The sequence below is a fragment of the Methylobacterium mesophilicum genome (genome assembly GCF_022179445.1).
GTDB classification, from domain to species: domain Bacteria; phylum Pseudomonadota; class Alphaproteobacteria; order Rhizobiales; family Beijerinckiaceae; genus Methylobacterium; species Methylobacterium mesophilicum.
On the sequence record NZ_BPQU01000011.1, the window covers coordinates 89,047 to 108,885 of the forward strand.

Annotated in this window: 16 protein-coding genes; 9 read left to right on the forward strand and 7 right to left on the reverse strand. The window is 71.0% G+C overall.

Annotated features, from left to right (window positions below; all coding sequences use genetic code 11):
• Nucleotides 1–11: 11 nt before the first annotated feature.
• Both MFF40_RS13290 and MFF40_RS13295 read right to left on the reverse strand, forming a co-directional pair.
• The gene (locus MFF40_RS13290; RefSeq protein ID WP_238260817.1) at nt 12–1,406 is read right to left on the reverse strand and encodes an MdtA/MuxA family multidrug efflux RND transporter periplasmic adaptor subunit; all 1,395 of its coding nucleotides are present in this window, start codon (nt 1,404–1,406) and stop codon (nt 12–14) included.
• Nucleotides 1,407–1,617: 211 nt separating this feature from the next.
• The gene (locus MFF40_RS13295; protein ID WP_147856270.1) at nt 1,618–1,797 is read right to left on the reverse strand and encodes a hypothetical protein; all 180 of its coding nucleotides are present in this window, start codon (nt 1,795–1,797) and stop codon (nt 1,618–1,620) included.
• Nucleotides 1,798–2,129: 332 nt separating this feature from the next.
• Between MFF40_RS13295 and MFF40_RS13300 the strand changes: the two genes are divergently transcribed.
• From MFF40_RS13300 to MFF40_RS13325, 6 genes are all read left to right on the forward strand, one after another.
• On the forward strand, nt 2,130–3,284 hold the full coding sequence (locus MFF40_RS13300) for an aminotransferase (protein WP_238260819.1): 1,155 nt from the start codon (nt 2,130–2,132) through the stop codon (nt 3,282–3,284).
• A gap of 81 nt (nt 3,285–3,365) precedes the next feature.
• On the forward strand, nt 3,366–3,890 hold the full coding sequence (locus tag MFF40_RS13305) for a DUF4112 domain-containing protein (RefSeq protein WP_147856272.1): 525 nt from the start codon (nt 3,366–3,368) through the stop codon (nt 3,888–3,890).
• A 214-nt stretch (nt 3,891–4,104) separates the two neighbouring features.
• Nucleotides 4,105–5,319, forward strand: coding sequence for an ABC transporter permease (locus MFF40_RS13310; RefSeq protein ID WP_147856273.1), 1,215 nt, complete (start codon nt 4,105–4,107; stop codon nt 5,317–5,319).
• 400 nt (nt 5,320–5,719) lie between these two features.
• The gene (locus tag MFF40_RS13315) at nt 5,720–6,277 is read left to right on the forward strand and encodes a Ros/MucR family transcriptional regulator (protein ID WP_147897543.1); all 558 of its coding nucleotides are present in this window, start codon (nt 5,720–5,722) and stop codon (nt 6,275–6,277) included.
• 397 nt (nt 6,278–6,674) lie between these two features.
• Nucleotides 6,675–8,909 (forward strand): putative bifunctional diguanylate cyclase/phosphodiesterase, encoded by a 2,235-nt coding sequence (locus tag MFF40_RS13320; RefSeq protein ID WP_147897542.1) that lies wholly within the window; start codon nt 6,675–6,677, stop codon nt 8,907–8,909.
• Between the two features lie 233 nt (nt 8,910–9,142).
• Complete coding sequence (locus MFF40_RS13325; protein WP_147897541.1) at nt 9,143–11,938, forward strand: bifunctional diguanylate cyclase/phosphodiesterase; 2,796 nt, start codon at nt 9,143–9,145, stop codon at nt 11,936–11,938.
• A 78-nt stretch (nt 11,939–12,016) separates the two neighbouring features.
• Here the strand turns inward: MFF40_RS13325 and MFF40_RS13330 are convergent, their stop codons facing one another.
• Nucleotides 12,017–13,462 carry an FAD-linked oxidase C-terminal domain-containing protein gene (locus MFF40_RS13330; RefSeq protein WP_147856698.1) on the reverse strand — a complete coding sequence of 482 codons (1,446 nt, stop codon included), beginning with the start codon at nt 13,460–13,462 and terminating at the stop codon, nt 12,017–12,019.
• 198 nt (nt 13,463–13,660) lie between these two features.
• Between MFF40_RS13330 and MFF40_RS13335 the strand changes: the two genes are divergently transcribed.
• A complete protein-coding gene (locus MFF40_RS13335) occupies nt 13,661–14,686 on the forward strand; it encodes a KpsF/GutQ family sugar-phosphate isomerase (protein WP_147856699.1) in 1,026 nt (341 codons plus the stop codon).
• Between the two features lie 84 nt (nt 14,687–14,770).
• Nucleotides 14,771–15,532: an alpha/beta hydrolase family protein gene (locus MFF40_RS13340; protein WP_147897540.1), complete on the forward strand. Its 762-nt coding sequence runs from the start codon at nt 14,771–14,773 to the stop codon at nt 15,530–15,532.
• 12 nt (nt 15,533–15,544) lie between these two features.
• Here the strand turns inward: MFF40_RS13340 and MFF40_RS13345 are convergent, their stop codons facing one another.
• The 3 genes from MFF40_RS13345 to MFF40_RS13355 all read right to left on the reverse strand — a co-directional run bounded on the left by MFF40_RS13345 (nt 15,545) and on the right by MFF40_RS13355 (nt 18,183).
• Nucleotides 15,545–16,330 (reverse strand): SHOCT domain-containing protein, encoded by a 786-nt coding sequence (locus tag MFF40_RS13345; protein WP_238260821.1) that lies wholly within the window; start codon nt 16,328–16,330, stop codon nt 15,545–15,547.
• Nucleotides 16,331–16,433: 103 nt separating this feature from the next.
• Nucleotides 16,434–17,033: a nitroreductase family protein gene (locus MFF40_RS13350; protein ID WP_147856181.1), complete on the reverse strand. Its 600-nt coding sequence runs from the start codon at nt 17,031–17,033 to the stop codon at nt 16,434–16,436.
• Nucleotides 17,034–17,115: 82 nt separating this feature from the next.
• On the reverse strand, nt 17,116–18,183 hold the full coding sequence (locus MFF40_RS13355) for a GSCFA domain-containing protein (protein ID WP_147856180.1): 1,068 nt from the start codon (nt 18,181–18,183) through the stop codon (nt 17,116–17,118).
• Nucleotides 18,184–18,256: 73 nt separating this feature from the next.
• Between MFF40_RS13355 and MFF40_RS13360 the strand changes: the two genes are divergently transcribed.
• Nucleotides 18,257–19,291, forward strand: coding sequence for a WcbI family polysaccharide biosynthesis putative acetyltransferase (locus tag MFF40_RS13360; RefSeq protein ID WP_238260823.1), 1,035 nt, complete (start codon nt 18,257–18,259; stop codon nt 19,289–19,291).
• Nucleotides 19,292–19,302: 11 nt separating this feature from the next.
• On the opposite strand, the gene MFF40_RS13365 is transcribed toward MFF40_RS13360, so the two are convergent.
• Nucleotides 19,303–19,695 carry a response regulator gene (locus tag MFF40_RS13365; RefSeq protein WP_147856179.1) on the reverse strand — a complete coding sequence of 131 codons (393 nt, stop codon included), beginning with the start codon at nt 19,693–19,695 and terminating at the stop codon, nt 19,303–19,305.
• Nucleotides 19,696–19,839 lie beyond the last annotated feature (144 nt).

The window sequence follows — 19,839 nt, forward strand, 5'->3', positions numbered from 1 at the left end:
CATGGCCGGGCTCACTGCGCCGACCGGCGCCCGTGCCGGCGGCCGCCCTCCGGCGCTGCCGGAGGCGCGGTCTCGGCCGCCCCGTCCGGTCCGGCGGCCGGCTTTCCGCCGGGCTTGTCCCCCGCGCCGGTGACAGCGCCGGTCGCGCCCGCCGCCTGCGCGCCGTCCGTGATCCGGACCTCGGCGCCGTCCTTGAGCCGGTCGGTGCCGTCGGTGACGATCCGGTCGCCCGGCTTCAGGCCGGAGACCACGACGGTGTTGGTCCCGTCGGTCTCACCGGTCTTGATCGGCCGGACCGTGACCTTGCTGTCCCCGTCCATCAGGTAGACGTAGGTGCCGGGCGTGCCCTGCAGCAGGCCGGAATTCGGCACCAGCGTCGCGGCCCGCACCGTGTCGACGGTGAGCTTGGCGTTGACGAACTGGTTCGGGAACAGCTCCTCGTCGGCGTTGTCGAACTGCGCCCGCAGCTTCACCGTGCCGGTGGTCGTGTCGATCTGGTTGTCGACGGTGTCGAGGGAGCCGAGCGCGATCTGGTGGGCGTCGCCGCGGTCGTAGGCGCGCACCGCGAGCTTGGCCCCGGCCCGCACCTGGCGCATCACCCGGGCCACGTCGTCCTCCGGCAGGGTGAAGATCACCGAGATCGGGTGGAGCTGGGTCACCACCACGATCGCCGTGGAGGCGGCCGAGATGTAGTTGCCCTGATCGACCTGCCGCAGGCCGACCCGGCCGTCCACCGGCGCGGTGATGTGGGTGTAGGCGATATTGAGCTTCTGCTGGTCGACCAGCGCCTGGTCGGCCGCCACCGTGCCCTCGTTCTGCTTGACCAGGGCGGCTTGCGTGTCGACGTTCTGCTTCGAGATCGAATCCTGCCGGTTCAGGGTCTGGTAACGCTGGAGGTCGAGCTTCGAGTTCTGCAGCAGCGCCTGGTCGCGGGCGAGCTGGCCCTGATACTGGGCGAGCAGCGCCTCGTAGGGCCGGGAATCGACCAGGGCGAGCTCGTCGCCGGCCTTGACGGTCTGGCCCTCGCGGAACTTCACCGCCATCAGGTAGCCGCTGATCTGCGACTTCACCGTCACGGTGGCGAGCGGCGTCACGGTGCCGAGGCCCTGGAGCACCACCGGCATGTCGCCGGTCGTCACCGGGGCGACGCCCACCGCCTGCGCCATGTCGCCGCCGCCGTGCCGCCCGCCGCGGCCGCCGCCCTTGTGGGCCGTGGCCGGCTCGGCGGCCTTCTCGGTGCGCGCTTCGTACCAGCGGTGGCCGATCGCCCCGGCGCCCGCCAGCAGGGCCAGGATCACGAGCCAGCGGATCGGCCGGAAGCGCCGCGTGCGGACGTCGCGCGCCGGCGCCTCGCCGGGCTGGTAGGCGCGCGCCGTATCGGTGCGGATCGGTGAACTCTCGTTCATGCCTGACTAGAGCACATGCCGGACGCCTGCGCGACCGACGGCACCCTATCCCTCGCTGTGCACGCCCCCATGGCGCATGTTCCGGCCGCCTACGCTTCGGCGGCCCGGACGGTGGCATCGGCCTACGCGGCTATACGGGCCGGACGGTGTCCGGCGGCTGCGGCATATTCCATCGCCGGGGCGTATCGGATGCCCGGCCAATGTGCCGTCACTAGGGCGTGGAGGTTTCAGCCGTGTTGCTGGGCTCCGCGGCGGACGGATCCGGTGCCGCATAGGCCTTCAGCACCGCGCGGAACGGCGCGTCCACGGGCGCCACCGGCAGGCCGAGCCGGAGGGCGAGGCCCAGGCCGGCGATCAGCAGGGCAAGGCATAAGGCGTGCGTCGTCCGCATGGTCGCATCCGGTGGGCCGGACACGCTACCAGAGCGCGCGACCCATCACATGCCGAAAGGGCCACCGATCCGGAGATCGATGGCCCTCTGAGAGGACCGGAGCGGCGTCTCGCTGACGGAGCGAGGGGGCAAAGCCCCGCCGACGAGAGCGCCGCTCCGGCCGTGAGACGAACCTACGTTACGACTGATGAATGTCAACATTCGTCAGCCCCGCCGTTCGCCCGGATGGATGGGTCTGTGCGGGCGCGCACATTCCGCACGCCGCCGACCCCATGCTACATCCCGACGATGTCCAGCCTGTCTCCCGCGCCCCAAGCGGCGTCCCGCCTCGCATGAATCCGGTCTTCGCCGCCCTGCCGACCACGGTGTTCGAGACCATGTCGCGGCTCGCCCGCGCCCACGACGCGGTCAATCTCGGGCAGGGCTTTCCCGACGATCCCGGCCCCGCGGACGTGCGCGAGCGCGGCGCCCGGGCGCTCATGGACGGCTGGAACCAGTATCCGCCGATGATGGGGCTGCCGGCCCTGCGCGAGGCCGTGGCCACGCATTACGCCCGGCACCAGGACCTCGCCCTCGATCCCGAGACCGAGGTGATGGTGACCTCCGGGGCGACCGAGGCGCTCGCCGGGGCCCTGCTGGCGCTGATCGAGCCCGGCGACGAGGTCGTGCTGTTCGCGCCGATGTACGACGCCTACCTGCCGCTGGTGCAGCGGGCGGGCGGCGTGCCGCGGATCGTGGCCCTGCAGCCGCCGTCCTTCCGGCTCGACAAGGTTGCGCTGGCCGCCGCGTTCGGCCCGCGCACGAAGGTCGTGGTGCTCAATAATCCGCTCAATCCGAGCGCGACCCTGTTCAACCCGGACGACCTGGCGCTGCTCGCCCAGTACTGCACGCGGTTCGATGTCACCGCGATCTGCGACGAGGTCTGGGAGCACGTGGTCTTCGACGGCGCCCGCCACCGGCCGCTGATGGCGCTACCCGGGATGCGCGAGCGGACGGTCAAGATCGGCTCGGCGGGAAAGATCTTCTCGCTCACCGGCTGGAAGGTCGGCTTCGTGATGGCCGATGCCCGGCTGATGCCGGTCCTGGCCAAGGCGCACCAGTTCCTCACCTTCACCACGCCCCCCAACCTACAGGAGGCGGTGGCGTACGGCCTCGGCAAGCCCGAGCCGTGGTTCGAGGCCATGCGGGCGGGCTACGCGGCCTCCCGCGACCGGCTGGCCTCCGGCCTGCGCGACCTCGGCTTCCGGGTCCTGCCGGCGCAGGCCACGTGGTTCCTCAACATCGACATCACGGGGCTCGGCTACGCCGACGACGTCGCCTTCTGCGAGGCACTGGTCACCCGTCACGGCGTCGCCGCGATCCCGGTGAGCGCGTTCTACCCGGACGGCTCCGTGCGCAGCCTCGTGCGCCTGTGCTTCGCCAAGGCCGACGCCACCCTGGACACCGCCCTCGCGCGGATGCGGGGCGTGGCCGGGGGTGCGGCATGATGGTCGCAGGCGCTTTGCTTGCGGGGATCTCCCGGGGGGGCCACCTCGTTGAGGGTGATGGCTCTCCGACGGATCCCCGCGATGGACTTCTCCCAGGCTTCCCGGACCGGCCCCTCCGCCGGTGCCAAGACCTTTCCTGGCGCCAAGACCTTTCCTGGCTCCAAGACCTTTCCCGGCAGTGCGTCGGCGCGCCTGCCGCCATTCCTGTCGGCCGATCTCGACCGCGAGGCCAGCCTCGCCCGGCTGGAGACGCTGGCGCACTTCATGGACACGGCCTTCGTGATCCCGGGGATCAACCGGCGGGTCGGGTTCGACGCGCTGATCGGCCTCGTGCCGGTGATCGGCGACGTGGCCGGCATGGTGATCTCCTCGTTCATCGTCTACGAGGCCAAGCGCCTGGGCGCGCCCCGCTGGCTGGTGGCCCGGATGGGGCTCAACGTCGCCTTCGACGGTCTGCTCGGGGTGGTGCCCCTGGCGGGCGACCTGTTCGACGCCGCCTTCAAGGCCAACCGCCGCAACGTCCGCCTGCTGCGCCACTGGATGGAGCGCACCGGCGGAATCCGCCCGAACGAAATCGAGGGCACCGCGACCCGTCTCGACACCTGAGTCTTTTCTGGGGTTCGCGATGGGCGAAGGGCGGTAGCCGCCGACTCGCGCCTGCTCCCCTTTGTGACCTGCGATATCTTCACATCGGCGCGTGCCAGCCGCGAGCCCCCTCTCCCGCACGGGAGAGGGGGCTCGTCGCGGCTCCTCCGGTATCGTCTGGATCCGGTAGCCTGCGCTGCCACAGCGAGAATCGTCCAGTTCTGCAGGGGCAGCCATGAACGAGATCGCGCGCCCCGGCGAGAGCGAGGTCGTCCCGGCGCCGTTGCCGGGCGCCCAGCCGATCGTCCTGCGGCCCGATGAGGCCGTTCCCGCGCCGGCCCCGGTTTCGGGCGGGCGCGGCTGGCTGTCGCCGCTCAACCGGCGCCGGCTCGACAACTTCCGCCGCAACCGCCTCGGTTCCTGGTCGTTCCTGATCTTCGCGGCCCTGTTCGTCCTCAGCCTGTTCGCCGAGTTCATCGCCAACGACCGCCCGATCGTCCTGTCCTACAAGGGCGAGTGGCTGGTCCCGGTGCTGGTGGACTACCCGGAGGAGAAGTTCGGCGGCTTCCTGGCGGTCACGGATTTCCGGTCGCCCGAGATCCGCAAGGAGATCGCCGAGCACGGCTGGGCGCTCTGGCCGCCGATCCGGTTCTCCTACGACACGATCAACGAGGACCTGCCGACGCCCTCGCCGTCGCCGCCGACCTGGATGCTCTCGGACGCGCAGTGCAGGCCGGTGGCGGAAAAACTCGGCGGGGCGACCTGCGCCGACATCCCGTGGCACTGGCTCGGCACCGACAACACCACCCGGGACGTGCTGGCGCGGGTGATCTACGGGTTCCGCATCTCGGTGCTGTTCGGGCTGATCCTGGCCGCGGTCTCCTCGGCGATCGGGGTCGTGGCCGGGGCCGTGCAGGGCTATTTCGGCGGCTGGGTCGATCTCGCGTTCCAGCGGTTCATCGAGGTCTGGGGCGGGATCCCGACCCTCTACCTGATCATCATCATCTCGGCCTTCATCGCCCCCGGCTTCTTCGTCCTGCTCGGGATCATGCTGCTGTTCTCGTGGGTGGCGCTGGTCAGCGTCGTGCGCGCCGAGTTCCTGCGGGCGCGGAACTTCGAATACGTCCGGGCCGCGCGGGCGCTCGGCCTGTCGAACCTGCGCATCATGACGGTCCACCTGCTGCCCAACGCCATGGTGGCGACGCTGACCTTCCTGCCGTTCATCCTGAACGGCTCGATCACCACGCTGACTTCCCTGGACTTTCTAGGCTTCGGCCTGCCGCCGGGCTCGCCCTCCCTCGGGGAACTGCTGGCACAGGGCAAGGACAACCTGACGGCCCCATGGCTCGGGCTCACCGGATTCCTGGTCATCGCCGTGATGCTGAGCCTCCTGGTCTTTGCCGGCGAAGCAGTGCGCGACGCGTTCGACCCCCGCAAGTCCTTCGCCTGAGCCCGGATCCGGCCCTCAACGGTGCCGGAACCCACAGGCGATCGGCGATCCTGCAAAAATATTTTGCGGCGCGGCGGCAAGACCGGTCAACGGTCGGGAAAGTCGCGCCAAGACCCCCCGCGGGAACTGCTGATCTTGGCCGTAACGGTCTCTCCCACCAACGAAAACCTCGTTCCGAGCCAGTGCCAGCATTCGTCGCGCGGGCCAGGATATAGCGCCGCGCAAGTGCCTGGATAATGGCGCCAATGCAACTTCAACCTGTAACCTTGGCCGGCCGATGTAGACCTGAACTTTCAATCGATCACACGGAATTGTATGGATCACCTTGCTTTTTCCTGCGGCTGTCTTAACTCGCAGTAAGTCACCATCTCCGCACCCATCCAGCTTAAGGAAAGCAAGAATGTCCGAAGAAGCGTCCGCATCCCAGGCGCACTATATCGAACGGACCGTGGACGTCGTTGCGGCCTATGTCGCCAACAATTCCCTGCCCCCGACCGAATTGCCGTCGCTGATCGCGAGCATCCATGAGGCGCTGAATTCCATCGGCTCCGGGCCTTCCGCCGCGGCGGAAGACACTGTCGAGCGGCCGACCCCGGCGCAGGTCCGCAAGTCGATCCGCCCGGATGGCCTCGTCAGCTTCATCGACGGCAAGTCGTACAAGACGCTGAAGCGCCACCTGACCAAGCACGGCCTCGATCCGCAGGGCTACCGCGAGCGGTACGGCCTGCCGGCGGATTATCCGACCACCTCGGCGAATTACTCGGCGCAGCGCTCGGCGCTGGCCAAGAGCCTGGGTCTCGGCCAGCCCGGCCGCACCCAGCAATCCGAGAAGGAGCCGGACGTCGAGGCTGGCTCGGCGCCCGCGCCGGCCCGCGGCGGCCGCCGCAAGGCCGAGAAGGCCGAGTCCGCCCCCGCCAAGGGCCGCGGCACCAGCCGCAAGTCCGTCGAGGCCGCCTGACCGCCGGGTCCCGATCTCCCTCCGCGCCGTTCCGCGCAGAGGGAGGATTTCGCGCAGCCGGTCCGCAGCAATCGGACCGGATCGCCGCGCCTTGGGCCGGCCGGATACTGGCTCTCGACCGGAGACGGTCGGGAGCCATGTCGTGGATACCGGCCTGCGCGCCGGCTTCTGCGGCCGGGCGAGAGCGCCCGCCGCCGAAGTGGATACCGGTTCGGCGCAAGCGAGCGCGTCGAATCAAGGACTTAGAGCCGTTCTCGATTACAAGTCGATCGGGAACGGCTCTATTGATCACCGTGGATCGACAACCGCTGATTTAAACCTACGATAAGATTCGCTGTTTACGGTCGTGTCCTGCAGCGCCCGTGAGGGTCGGGCTGAAGGGCCGGGAGCGGAATCGGTGTCGGCAGCGACCACGTCGGAATGCGTCCTGGCCGAGCAGGAGACCCTGCGCCTTCACGCCTTGGGCACGTTCCAGATCGCCGGGACCGCCCCCGAGGAGCGGTTCGACGCCATCGCCCAGCTGGCGGCGCGGCTGTTCCGCGCGCCGATCGCCTACGTCTCGCTGATCGATCAGCACCATCAATGGATCAAGGCGCAAGTGGGCCTCGATCAAGTCGGTCTCGATCCAGCGCCGACAGCCCGCGGCGCCTCGTTCTGCACCCACACGATCCGGTCCGACGATCTTCTGGTCATCCCAGATACGCGGCGCGATCCGCGCTTCTCCGACAATCCCCTCGCTTTGGGACCGCCCTTCGTCCGCTTCTACGCCGGCGCCCCGCTGATCACCGCGGACGGCTTCCGGCTGGGGGCGCTGTGCGTGGCCGACACGGTGCCGCGCCGGCGCTTCCCGGCCCGGGACCGCCGGGCGCTCGCCGACCTCGCCGCCCTGGTGGTCCAGCAGATGACCCTGCGGCGCAGCGAGCTGGCGCGGGTGTCCATGATGGGCTTTGCAAACGCCACCGAGCTGGCGCTGCTGGCGATCAGCCGGGAGGGCCGGATCCGGTTCGCCAACCAGGCCGCCGCAGCGCTGTTCGGCTACACCCACGACGAGATGCTGGGGGAGCCCTTCGATCTGATCGTGCCCGAGCGCATGCGTGCGGCCCACACGGCCGGATTGAAGCGGATCTTCGCAGGCGACGCGGCCAAGGTCGCCGGCCGCACCATCGAGGTGATGGTCCGGCGCAAGGACGGCGCGGAATGCCCGGCCGAGATCGCCCTGTCCGTCTGGCACGACGATGGCGGGCCGAATCTCGGCGCCATCATCCGGGACATCTCGGAGCGGCGCAGGCGGGAGGCCGGCCTGCTCCGCCTCGCCCACCAGGATGCCCTGACCGGCCTGACCAACCGCCGCCGGTTCGAGACCCTGCTGAACGACCTCTACCGGCGCGGCCAGCCGCTCGCGGTGCTGCTGGTCGATCTCGACGGGTTCAAGGCGATCAACGACAGCCTCGGGCACGCGGTCGGCGATGCGCTCCTGCAGGCGCTCGCGGTCCGGATCCCGGCGGTGCTGCCGCGCCGGGCCGTGATGGCGCGCCTGGGCGGCGACGAGTTCGTGGTGCTGCTGCCCGGCACCGGCGACCCCCTGGCGGCGCGCGCCTGCGCCACCGCGATCCTGGCCGCGCTGGCGGACCCGGTGGTGGTCGGGACGCACGTGCTGCGGGCCGGCGCGAGCATCGGCTTCGCCCTCGCCCCCGAGCACGGCCGCGACGGAGAGGAGCTGCTCGCCAGCGCCGATTTCGCGCTGTACCGGGCCAAGCAGGAGGGCGGCGGCGCCGCCCGGATGTTCGCCTCCGAGATGCGCCATGCCGCGGCGGCCTTGCGCAACACCCAGGACGCGCTGCTGCGCGCCCTGCACGGCGACGAGCTGGTGCTGCACTACCAGCCGCAGATCTGCCTCACGAGCGGCCGGCTCGTCGGCGCCGAGGCCCTGCTCCGCTGGCAGCACCCGGAGCGCGGCCTGCTCCTGCCCGGCACGTTCCTCCCGGCCATCAAGATGAGCCCGCTGGCGCTCCCGGTCGGCGCCTGGGTGCTGGACGCCGCCTGCCGGCAGATCGCGGCCTGGCGGGACCAGGGACTGCCGCCGTTCCGGGTCGGGGCGAACCTGTTCTCCGCCCAGTTCAAGACGGGAAACCTCGTCCGCGAGGTCTCCGACGCGCTGGCCCGCCACCGGGTCCCGCCGGAGGCGCTGGAGCTGGAGATCACCGAGCGGGTCGTGCTGCAGAACGACGACCGCACCCTCGGGACGATCCGGGACCTGCGCGCAATGGGCGTTCGGATCGCGTTCGACGATTTCGGCACCGGCTACGCCTCGCTGAGCAGCCTCAAGCGCTTCCCGCTGACGACCCTGAAGATCGATCGCACCTTCGTGAGCGACCTGCTCACCGAGGCCAACGACGCCGCGATCACCCGCGCGATCATCCGGATGGGCAACGACCTCGGCCTCGACACGGTCGCCGAGGGCATCGAGACCGAGGGCCAGGAGGTCGTCCTGCGGGCGCTGGGCTGCAAGGTCGGCCAGGGCTTCCACTACGGGCGGGCGATGCCGGCCGCCGCCCTGACGCGCCTCCTGGCGGAGCGCCCGGAGACCGGCGCGTGGCTGACACCGGTCCCGGCCCTGCGCGCGGCTGGGTAGGCGCCCGCCTCGTCCGTTCGGGACGGGGCAGGGAGCGGACGCGCCCCGCCGAAAGGCGAACCCGGGCGCCGCGCCCGCTTCCCGCGTTCGCGCCCTCCTGTTCGCGAACGCGGGCGGCCATCCATCGAGAAGGATGTATGGCAGGATTGTCCGCCGGTTTACGCATTCGGCACAACAACTCATTAACGGGGACAATATAGCCCTATTATAGAGCGTAGTCTGAGCGTGACCTGGTGGGTTCGAAGTCAATCTTCCTGTTCGTCGCTCGGGCGGCCCGGCATCTGCGCCGGCTGCGGTGGCGGCACACCTGCGATCTGCGCGCCTGGACGGCCATCGGTCTCGCGCTGGTGATTACGGCCGCGGCCGCCCTGTTCATCGCCCACCTGGAGACGCGCGCGGTCGACGACAACGAGCGCAGCCTCGGCGGCCTCGCCACGGTCCTGGCCGACCAGGCGGACCGGGCGCTGCAGGCGATCGAACTCGTCCAGGACGCCGTGCTGGCCGAGTTCCGCCAGGCGGGGATCGCCGACGGCGAGCATTATGCCGAGGCGGCGTCCCGTCCGTCCATGCACACGGCGCTGAAGACCTGGATCGCGGCACTGCCGCAGGCGAACGCCATCACCCTGGTGGACCGGACCGGACGGCTGCTCAACTTCAGCCGCTACTGGCCGATCCCGGCCGTCAACATCGCCGACCGGGATTACTTCAAGGCGCTGTCCGCCGACCCGACCCTGCAGCGCTACGTCGGCCGCCCGGTCCCGAACCGGGGGGACGGCGCCTGGACGATCTACATCGCCCGGAAGGTCGCGGCCCCGGACGGCACGTTCCTGGGCCTGATCCTGGGCGCGGTCGAGCTGAGCTATTTCGAGGGCCTGTACGATCAGATCGCGCCGGCGGACGACGCCGTGGTGTCCCTGTTCCGCAACGACGGCATGCTGCTGGTCCGGCATCCGCACCGCGAAGGGACGATCGGCCGGATCTTCCCCCGCGCGGGCGCATCCCTGATCACCGCCCGGACCGCGCAGGGCGGCGTCCTGCGCACCGTCAGCCCGATCGACGGCCAGGATCGGCTCATCGCCGCCCACGCCCTGAAGAACTACCCGCTGGTCCTCAGCATCAGCCGCACCGCGGAGGCCTGCCTGGCGGCCGCGCACCAGCAGGCGACCATCGTGGGGGTGGCGGCGTTCCTGCTCGATCTCGGCCTCCTCGCGCTGGTTCTGCTCGGCCGCCGGCAGGCCCGCGCGCAGGATCAGCTCGCCCAGGCCGAGGCGGCCCGGGCCGCGGCCGAGGCGCGCGAGCGGGGCGAGCGGGCGCTGCGGCTCCAGGACGCCCGGTTCGGCATCGCCCTCGACAACATGGTCCAGGGCCTGTGCCTGTTCGACCGGGACGGCGCCCTCATCGTCATGAACGCCCGCTACGCGCGGATGTACGCGGTCCCGGAGGAGATGCGCCGGCCCGGGACCGCCCTCCCGGCCCTCCTCGGCCACCTCAGCGACCCGCGCAACGGACTCGGATCCGCGGCCGCGGGGGCGCTGGTGGCGGCCTGCGAGCGCACCGCCGCGCAGGGCCAGCCGGTCTCGCTGACCTGCGACTTCGCCGACGGCCGGGCGGTCGACGTGGTCCACGCCCCGATCCCCGGCGGCGGCTGGCTCTGCACCCACGAGGACGTCACCGAGCGCCGCCGGAGCGAGGCCCGGGTCGCCCACATGGCCCGGCACGACGCGCTCACGGGCCTTCCCAACCGCCTGGTCCTGAAGGAGCGCATGGACGCGGCCCTGGCAAGCTGCGATGCCCGCGCGCCGGCGACCGTGCTGTGCCTCGACCTCGACGGCTTCAAGGTCGTGAACGACACCTACGGGCATCCGGTCGGCGACGCGCTGCTCTGCGCGGTGGCGGCCCGGTTCGCCGCCACGGTGGCGGTCGGCGACCTCGTGGCCCGGCTCGGTGGCGACGAGTTCGCCATCGTGCTCGGCACGGCTCCCCTGCCTGCCGACGCCGCGCGCCTGGCACGGCGCCTCGTGGCGGCGCTCGAGACGCCGGTCACGGTGAACGGCCACACCCTGGTGATCGGCACCAGCATCGGCATCGCCATCGCCGACGACCCGTCCGGCACCGCCGCCACGCTGCTGCGGCAGGCCGACATCGCCCTGTACCAGGCCAAGGCCGCCGGCCGGGGCACGTGGCGCTTCTTCGACCCGGCCATGGATGTCGAGATCCAGCGCCGCCGGCAGCTCGCGGGCGATTTGCGCGGGGCGCTGGCCGGGGGCCAGTTCGTGCTGCACTACCAGCCGATCGTCGGGGCGCACGGCCAGGCCCTGCACGGCTTCGAGGCCCTGCCGCGCTGGCACCATCCCGAGCACGGCGAGGTCGGACCGGCGGAGTTCATCCCGCTGGCCGAGGAGGTCGGGCTGCTCGGGCCGCTGGGCGCCTGGATCCTCGCCACGGCCTGCCGGGCCGCCGCGTCCTGGCCGGACCCGGTCAAGGTCGCGGTCAACCTGTCGCCCCTGCAATGCGCCGGCCTCGGCCTCGAGGCGGATGTCCGGGCGGCGCTCGCCGACAGCGGGCTCAGGCCGGACCGCCTGGAACTCGAGATCACCGAAGCGGTGCTGCTGCAGGACAACGCCGCGAACCTGTCGCTCCTGCGGGCGTTCCGCGCCGCGGGCGTGCGGATCGCCATGGACGAGTTCGGGACCGGCTATTCGAGCCTCGGCACCCTGCACCGGTTCCCGTTCGACAAGCTCAAGATCGACCCGGGCTTCGTGCGCAGCCTCGCGCGCGACGGCGGCAGCGTCGAGATCCTGCGGGCCATGATCTGGCTCGGGCGCGCCCTGAAGATCGACGTCCTGGCCGAGGGCGTCGAGACCCCCGAGCAGGCGCGGATCCTGCGGGAGGAAGGCTGCCAGGAGCTGCAGGGCAATTTGTTCGGCCGGCCCGCCCCGGCGGCCGACCTCGCCGCGATCCTGGCCCGGACCGCCGACAGCCTGCGCCGGCCCGAGGCCGGGCCGAACCGCGGCGGCGTGGCGGCCTGAGGACGACGCGCCGCGACGAATCAGGGGCTCCGCCCCCGAACCCCACCAAAGGGCTGAGCCCTTTGGGAACCCGGGACTTCAGGCCGCCTTGGTCGCCTCCAGCCGTCCGTCCAGGGGGAACACCTTGGCGGGGTTGAGCATCCAGTCGGGGTCGAACACCGCCTTCACCCGCATCTGCTGCTCCAGATCGACCTGCGCGTACTGGAACCGCATCAGGTCGCGCTTCTCGATCCCGACGCCGTGCTCCCCGGTGAGGCAGCCGCCGACCTCGACGCAGAGCTTCAGGATCGCGTCGCCCGCGGCCTCGGCCTTCTGCAATTCGCCCGGCGTGTTGATGTCGAACAGGATCAGCGGGTGCAGGTTGCCGTCGCCCGCGTGGAACACGTTGGCCACCCGCAGGCCGTGGCCGGCGCAGATCGCCCCGATCCGCTCCAGCACCGGGCCGAGCTGTCCGGTCGGGATGGTGCCGTCCATGCAGATGTAGTCGGAGATGCGCCCCGTCGCCCCGAAGGCCGACTTGCGGCCCTTCCAGATCGCGGCGGATTCGGCCTCCGAGCGGGACACCCGCACGCTGGTCGGCCTGAAGTCCTTGGCGATCGCCTCGATGCGCCCGAGCATCGCGTCGCACTCGGCATCCGATCCCTCGACCTCGATGATCAGCATCGCCTCGGCGTCGCGCGGGTAGCCGGCCTGGGCGAAGTCCTCGGTGATCAGGATCGCCTCGCGGTCCATGTACTCGATCGCCACCGGGATGATGCCGGCCGCGATGATCGCGGCGACGCAATCGCCCGCATCCTCGACCTTCGAGAAGCCGACCAGCACCGGCCGCGCGCCCTCGGCGGCGCGCAGGATCCGCACGGTCGCCTCGGTGACGATGCCGAGCTGCCCCTCCGACCCGCAGACGAGGCCCAGAAGATCGTAACCGGGGCTGTCGAGGTGCTGGCCGCCGACCTCCACCACGGTGCCGTCGTTGAGCACCAGGGTGACGCCCAGCAGGTTGTTGGTGGTCACCCCGTATTTCAGGCAGTGCGCCCCCCCGGAATTCATCGCGATGTTGCCCGCGATCGTGCAGGCGAGCTGGCTCGACGGGTCGGGGGCGTAGAAGAAGCCCTCGTGGGCGACCGCGCCCGAGATCGCCAGGTTGGTCAGCCCGCTCTGCACCCGGGCGGTGCGGTTCTCGAAATCGAGGTCGAGCACCTGGGTCATCTTGCCGACGCCCAGGATGATCGCGTCGCCTTGCGCGATCGCCCCGCCGGCGAGCGATGTGCCGGCGCCCCGCGGCACCACCCGCACGCCCTCGGCGTGGCAATAGGCCATCACGGCCGCCACCTCCCGGGTGGTCGAGGGCAGCACCACGGCCAGCGGCATCTGCCGGTAGGCAGTGAGCCCGTCGGTCTCGAAGGCCCGGCGCTCGTCCTCGCTCACCACCAGCGCCTCCGGGGCGACCAGGGGCGCGAGGCCCGCCAGGATCTCCCCCCGCCGGGCGAGGATGTTCGGGTCGGGATCGGGGAAGCGGATGGTCATGGGGCTTGGGCCCTTTTGGCTGGCGTATGCGGAGCATGGACTCGCCGGAGCGGGCCTTCAACCGCCGGGCGGACGGAGAGGGGCGGCATGTCGTCCCGGCGTCACATTTCAACCATGACGGCTCCCTAGCGTCGAAAACCTCGCTTCGCTTCGCCTTCGCGGCGCCGGACCCTGCTCGACGGGTCCAGAACGGAACCGATGACCGCTCCCGCTTCCAGCGCCCTGCGCGACGACCCCTACGACGCGCCCTCGCCGCATCTCGCGGGCACCCGCGATATCGGGATCCGCAGCCTGCAACTGGGCATCGCCGCCCTGCAGGAGACCAGCGCGGCGTTCCAGGGCAGCCTCGGCGTCGCGTTCGAGGAGGCGGTGCAGACCATCCTGCAGAGCAAGGGCCGGGTCATCGTCAGCGGCATCGGCAAGAGCGGGCATATCGGCCGCAAGATCGCCGCGACGCTGGCCTCCACGGGCACCCACGCGTTCTTCGTCCACCCCACCGAGGCGAGCCACGGCGACCTCGGCATGATCGCCCGCGACGACGTGATCGTCGCCCTGTCCTGGTCCGGGGAGACCGCGGAACTCTCCGACCTCGTCGGCTTCAGCCGCCGTTTCTCGATCCCGCTGGTGGCCATCACCCGCAACGGCGCCAGCACGCTGGGCAAGGCCGCCGACGTGCTGCTGGAGTTGCCGCGGGTGCGCGAGGCCTGCCCGCACGACCTCGCCCCGACCTCCTCCAGCCTGATCCAGCTGGCGCTCGGCGACGCCCTGGCGGTGGCGCTGCTGGAGCGGCGCGGCTTCACCTCGGCCCGCTTCCACACCCTCCATCCCGGCGGGACGCTCGCGGCCCGGCTCAAGACCGTGCAGCAGGTGATGCACGGCCCGCAGGACATGCCGCTGGTCCACGAGACCGCGCTGATGTCCGAGGTGCTGATCGAGATCGCAGCGCGCCGCTACGGCTGCGTCGGCGTCACGGACGGCGCCGGGCGCCTGGTCGGCATCATCACGGACGGCGACCTACGCCGCCACATGGGCCCCGAGATCCTCGATACCCCGGTCTCGGCGATCATGACCCGCGAGCCGATCACCGTGGAGCCGCACAAGCTCGCCCAGGCCGCCCTCGAACTGATGAACCGCCGGCTGATCACCGCGGTCTTCGCGGTCACCGACGGCCGGCCCGTTGGCATCGTGCACGTCCACGACCTGCTGCGCGCCGGCATCGCCTGAGTTTTTCGACGTCCCGCCGGGCGAGGCCCGGAGTTCATCCGGACCCGATAGGCCGGACGCATCGCCGCGTGCCATGATCCGGGCATGGCGCTCCAAATCATCAACCGTCCTCTGCCCGGCTGGGGCATGACCTATGGGCCGTCCGGCGACGGTCCATTTCCAGCCGTGATGGTCCTGCACGGCTCCGAAGGGGCCTGGTCGGGCTACAGCTACCTCACGGCGGCCATCCTCGCCGCCCACGGCTTCCTGGCCTTCCCGTTCGGCTACTCGCGTGGCGGCAACGTCTGGAATGCCGGCGACATCGTCGATGTTCCGCTCGACCGGACGGTCGAGGCCCTTGGCGTCCTGCGCGCCCTGCCGATGGCCGGGCGGGTCGGCCTCTACGGTGTCTCCCGGGGGGCGGAACACGCCCTGCTGGTGGCGTCGTTGATGGCACGGGATGATGTCGCCGGCTTGCCCGATGCCGTCGCGGCCCATGCCGCGCCGGACGTCGTCTGCGGTGCTTTCGTGGGCGCCGCGTGGCGTGATTCCGGTGATCCGGGATTTCAGCCTTGGGATCCCGCCCAGCGGGCCTGGACATGGCGCGGCACGTCGGACGACCTGCTTCCGACTACCCCGATCGAGATCGAGCGGTATCGCGGTCCCCTGTACTTGAGTCACGGCCTGCGGGACGCGACGTGGGCGGCCGCGATGACGGAGCGTCTTCGGGACCGGCTGCACCGCCACGGTCTGGACCCCGAGGTCCATCTGCTCGCGGATCAGGATCACATGCCCGACGGCGAGGACGAGAACGAGCACCACCGCCGGTTGATCGCGTTCCTGCGGCGGACCTTGACCGACCTTTGATCAACCGCGCGCCTACAGCCGCGCCAGCAGTTCCGCCTTCTTGTCCAAAAACTCCCGCTCGCTGAGCACGCCCCGGGCGTGCAGCTCCGCCAGCCGCTCGATCGTGGCCAGCACATCGCCCGACGAGGCCGGCTCCGGCGCGGGCGCGGTCGGTCGAAGCGGGGGCGGCGGTTCGGCCGGATCGACCTGCCGGGGGGCGGCCGTCTCCGCCTCGATGCGGCGCAGGCGGTCGAGGGCGACGACGCCCCGCGGGCCCGTGAAGTCGAGGCTGCCGTTCGCCTGCGAGACCCCGGAGATGTGGTGCTCGCCGGTATCGTAGAGCGCGACGCCGCTGCCCGATTCGATCGCGAGCCGCCGCGTGTCGGGAAAGTAGGCGTAGCGTAGGCCGTCCTGCGCGCCGGTGCTCGCCGGAGCCCCGAGGCCGGCGGGCCACCACTCGCCGCCGCCGCGCTGCGACGCAGGCCCGACCTCCGTGAAGCCGCCCGCCGGCAGCGCCGCGGCGAGTTCGGTGCAGAGCGCGTCGACCCAGGCCTTGAGGCCGTCGTCGAACATCCGGCCGACCATCACCATGCCGCCGGAAAACCACTGGCCCATGCCGCCGAGGTCGGGATGGTTGAACTGCGCCATCGTGCCGTGCCCGCGCTCCAGCGCCTGGACCAGGTGGCGCACCGCATCGAGGCTCACCCCGTGGCGGTCGGCCACGCTCTGAAGGCCCGAGGCATGGTCGAACCCGCCCGCGTCGAGGAAGGGGGCGGGCGCGGCGGTGCCGCCGGGCGGGACCGAGGGTTTCTGGTCCATGGGCAGGCTCCGATCGTAGGGGGGCGGGAGCAGGATGGGCGAGGGCCGGCGCCATCGCGCTGCCGACACAATCCCTGGTCGTATACTCCGGTTCCGGACCGCCTCAGGTGCCGGAGGGCGGGAACGCGCCGGCGATGACGAAGTCGGTGATCGGCCGGCGGCCGTTCGGGGCCTCGCGCGGACGCTGCTCCTCGGTGAGGTCGGCCTCCGCGACCTTGCGGCCCACCGCGAAGGCGGCCTCGATCCGGTGGTTCTCGGGCAGGCGCAGCACCTCGGGCGCGCGGACATGGTCGAACCCGACCATGCCGTGGGCGTGCCAGCCCTGATGGATCGCCTGGAGCTGGAAGGCCAGCGATGCGGTGCCGGCGTCGAAGGAGTGGCTGTAGGACGGCTTCAGTTCGTCCCCGACCTTCATGAGCCCGTTCGAGACCAGGAACAGGATCGCGCCGGTGCCCGAGACCCATTTCTGGTTGCCGGGCACGAGCAGGCCGAAGAACGTCTCCCAGTTCGCGTCCCCACGCAGCGCGTAGAGGAAGCGCCACGGCTGCGAATTGTACGCCGACGGCGACCAACGCGCCGCCTCGATCATCCGCATCAGCTCGGCTTCGGGCAGCGCCTCGCCCGTGAAGGCACGGGGCGAGTGCCGCGCCACGAAGATCGGATCGATGTCGTGGTCGGGCTGGCGGGGCGGGGGCAGGCTCACGGGGATCGTCTCCGGACGGGCGCGAGCGCCCAGACTGCTGAGCTTGCCCGAAACACCTGCCCGGAGGCAAATCCCCCGCCGCTCACGCCACGCTGCGCTCGATCTCCTCCTCGTCGCAGATCACGCCGGCATTGCCCTCGAACTCGGCCGCGAGGTCCACGGGGGCGTGGGTCGGGGCCGCGGCGGCGCGGTCGCGCGCGAAGGTCGACAGGAACAGCCGCATGACGTGGCGCACCCCCGCGTCGTTGATGGTGCGCTGGTCCTCGTTGTAGTAGCGCCCGGCATTCACGTTGCTGGTGACGATGTCGTAGGCCGGGAAGTACACCGCCCGCGGATCGCCCCGGCCGACCACCTCGCCGGCCGCCACCCGCAGGACCGACTTGGAGTAGCTGTTCGACTCCATCACGTGCCGGTCCATGTAGGTCGCGATCATCGGCACCGGCGAGACCGTGAAGATCACCCGGGCCTTGGGGTTCACGCTCCAGAGCCGGTCCAGGAAGCCGTTGAGGTCGCCCAGCACCTCCCCCGCGCCGGCGTTGACGCATTCGTAGAGCTCCGGGTCGAAGGTGCCGCCCGCGACCCCCGGGGCGAGCGGCAGCGCCGCGCCGTCGCCCCGCCAGCGCCAGCCCTCGGTGAGGCCCAGCGTGAGCACGAAGACGTCCAAGGTCTCGAACAGGCGGCGCACCTCGGCCAGATGCGCGTCCCGGGCGGCGACCACCTCGGCCTCGCTGGCGAAACCCGCCGGCTCGACGGTGGGGCGGAACGGGTCGACGTAGCGGCCGTCGTCGCGCAGCCACGCCTTCAGCTCCGGCTCGAACTGGCCATAGGCCCGGTCGAACAGCTGCACGAACTGGCGCGTGTAATAGAGGTTGCCGTACCGGGCCGAGAAGGTGCCGAACTGGCGGGCATTGGCCTCGTCGGCGCTCATGCCGGGGGGCGGCGGCTCGGTCAGGTAGTAGTTGAAGCCGGCGCCGCGCACCGCCTCGGCCACCCGCTGCGCGAAACAGGAGCCGCCGGTGGCGACCTTGTCGGTCGGCCCGATCGCGAACGTGTCCTTCGGGTGCGGATTGACCGCGAAGGGCGGCACGTTGGTCACGACCTTGCGCCAGAATCGCTCGGCCGGTAGACCCGTATACGGATTCAACGCCATCTTCGAACCCTCTTCTTCACGACGGCAACTGCCCTCGGGGCTGCTGATCCGTCCGCTGACCCCGGCACGCGACGTGGCCCTGAACGATCTGCCCCGGCGCGCCCGCAGCGCGTTGTCCCTGTCGACCCCCAGTTGGGCGCCTACCTGGGCGACACCATGGCGGAACCGCGCGCGCGCCGCCACGACCCGCGACGGGCCGGCCATCGCGGTGCTGGGCAATTGCCAGGCCCGGGGCATCGCCCAGGCGATGCGCCTGCTCGCCCCGAAGAGCCCCGTGCGCTACCTGCCCATGGGCTCTCTCAAGCGCGACCACGGCCATATCGACGGCCTGGTCCGGACGCTCCGCTCCCACGATCACGTCTTCTCGCAGACCTTCCCGGCCGGGCTGATCCCGGGCGGCGACGTCGCCAGTCTGCGGGCGGCCGACCCGCGGCTCAAGCTGTTCCCGGCGATCGTGTTCTCGGCCTTCCACCCGGACATGGTCTATGCCGGCCAGGCCTCGGATCTCGCCGCCCTGAAGCTCGCGCCCTCGCCGACGGGGCAGTACCACTCGGCGATCGTGCTCTGCGCCCACCGGCTCGGCCTCGATGCCGGCCGCACCGCCGGCCTGTTCCGCGAGGACGTGTTCGTCCGCCTGGGCTACCTCGACCATTGGGATCCGGCCGTGCGCGAGCTGGTCGGGGCCGCCGCGGCCCTGGGCTTCGGCCTGGACCGGGAGGTGACCCGCTGGGCGCGGCGCGGCGCCTTCATGCACCTGATGAACCACCCCAAGGCCTTCGTCATCGGCGACATCGCCCGGCGGCTGCTTCAGGAGAGCGGGTTCACGCCGGAGCCCGTGGAGATCGAGGATTACCTCGGCGACGAGCTGGTCCAGGACGTGGTCTGGCCGCTCTACCCGCCGATCGCCGAGCATTTCGGCCTCACCGGCTCGTACCTGTTCAAGACGAAGCCCCGGGGCGACGACTTCCCCAGGCTCTACGACCTGCCGGGCTTCATCGCGGCGAGCTTTTCCCTCTACGACGCCCTGCCGGCCGGCGATCTCGCGTGCCAGCGGGTGGAGACCTGGCTCGCCAGCCCCGAGATCGTCGCGCTGTTCCGGGCCGGGTAACCGGGACGCGTTCAGCCCGCCGCGCAGAGCGGGGCGTCGCTCAAGCCGTCGCCCATCATCCGGACCAGACGGTTGACCGCCTCCACCTGGAACGGCTTGCGCAGGAACAGGCTGCCCGGCACGCCCCGGCCGCCGCTCGAATCGGTCGAGGTGTAGACCACCGGCCGGTCGGCATGGAGCGCCCGGAACGCGTGGGCCACGGTCCAGCCGTCGATCAGGCCGGGCAGGTGGATGTCGGTGAACAGCCAGTCGATCTCGTGGCCCCGCGCCCGCAGGAGCGTCAGCGCCGCCTCCCCGGTGGAGGCCTCGATCACCCGGATGCCCTGCGTCTCGCACAGGCTCGCGATGATCTCGAGGAGCAGGTAGCTGTCCTCAACGATGAGGACGCACTGGGCGGGGCGCATTGAGGGGTCCGGGAATCGCGCGGCGTCTCTAGATCTGGAAGCGCTCGCGTGTGCCGAACCGGAATCCGCGTCGACGGCGAGCGCTTCGGGCGAATCAAGGCCCGACAGGGTTGAGAATGTCTTAAAACGCGCCCGGATGCGGTA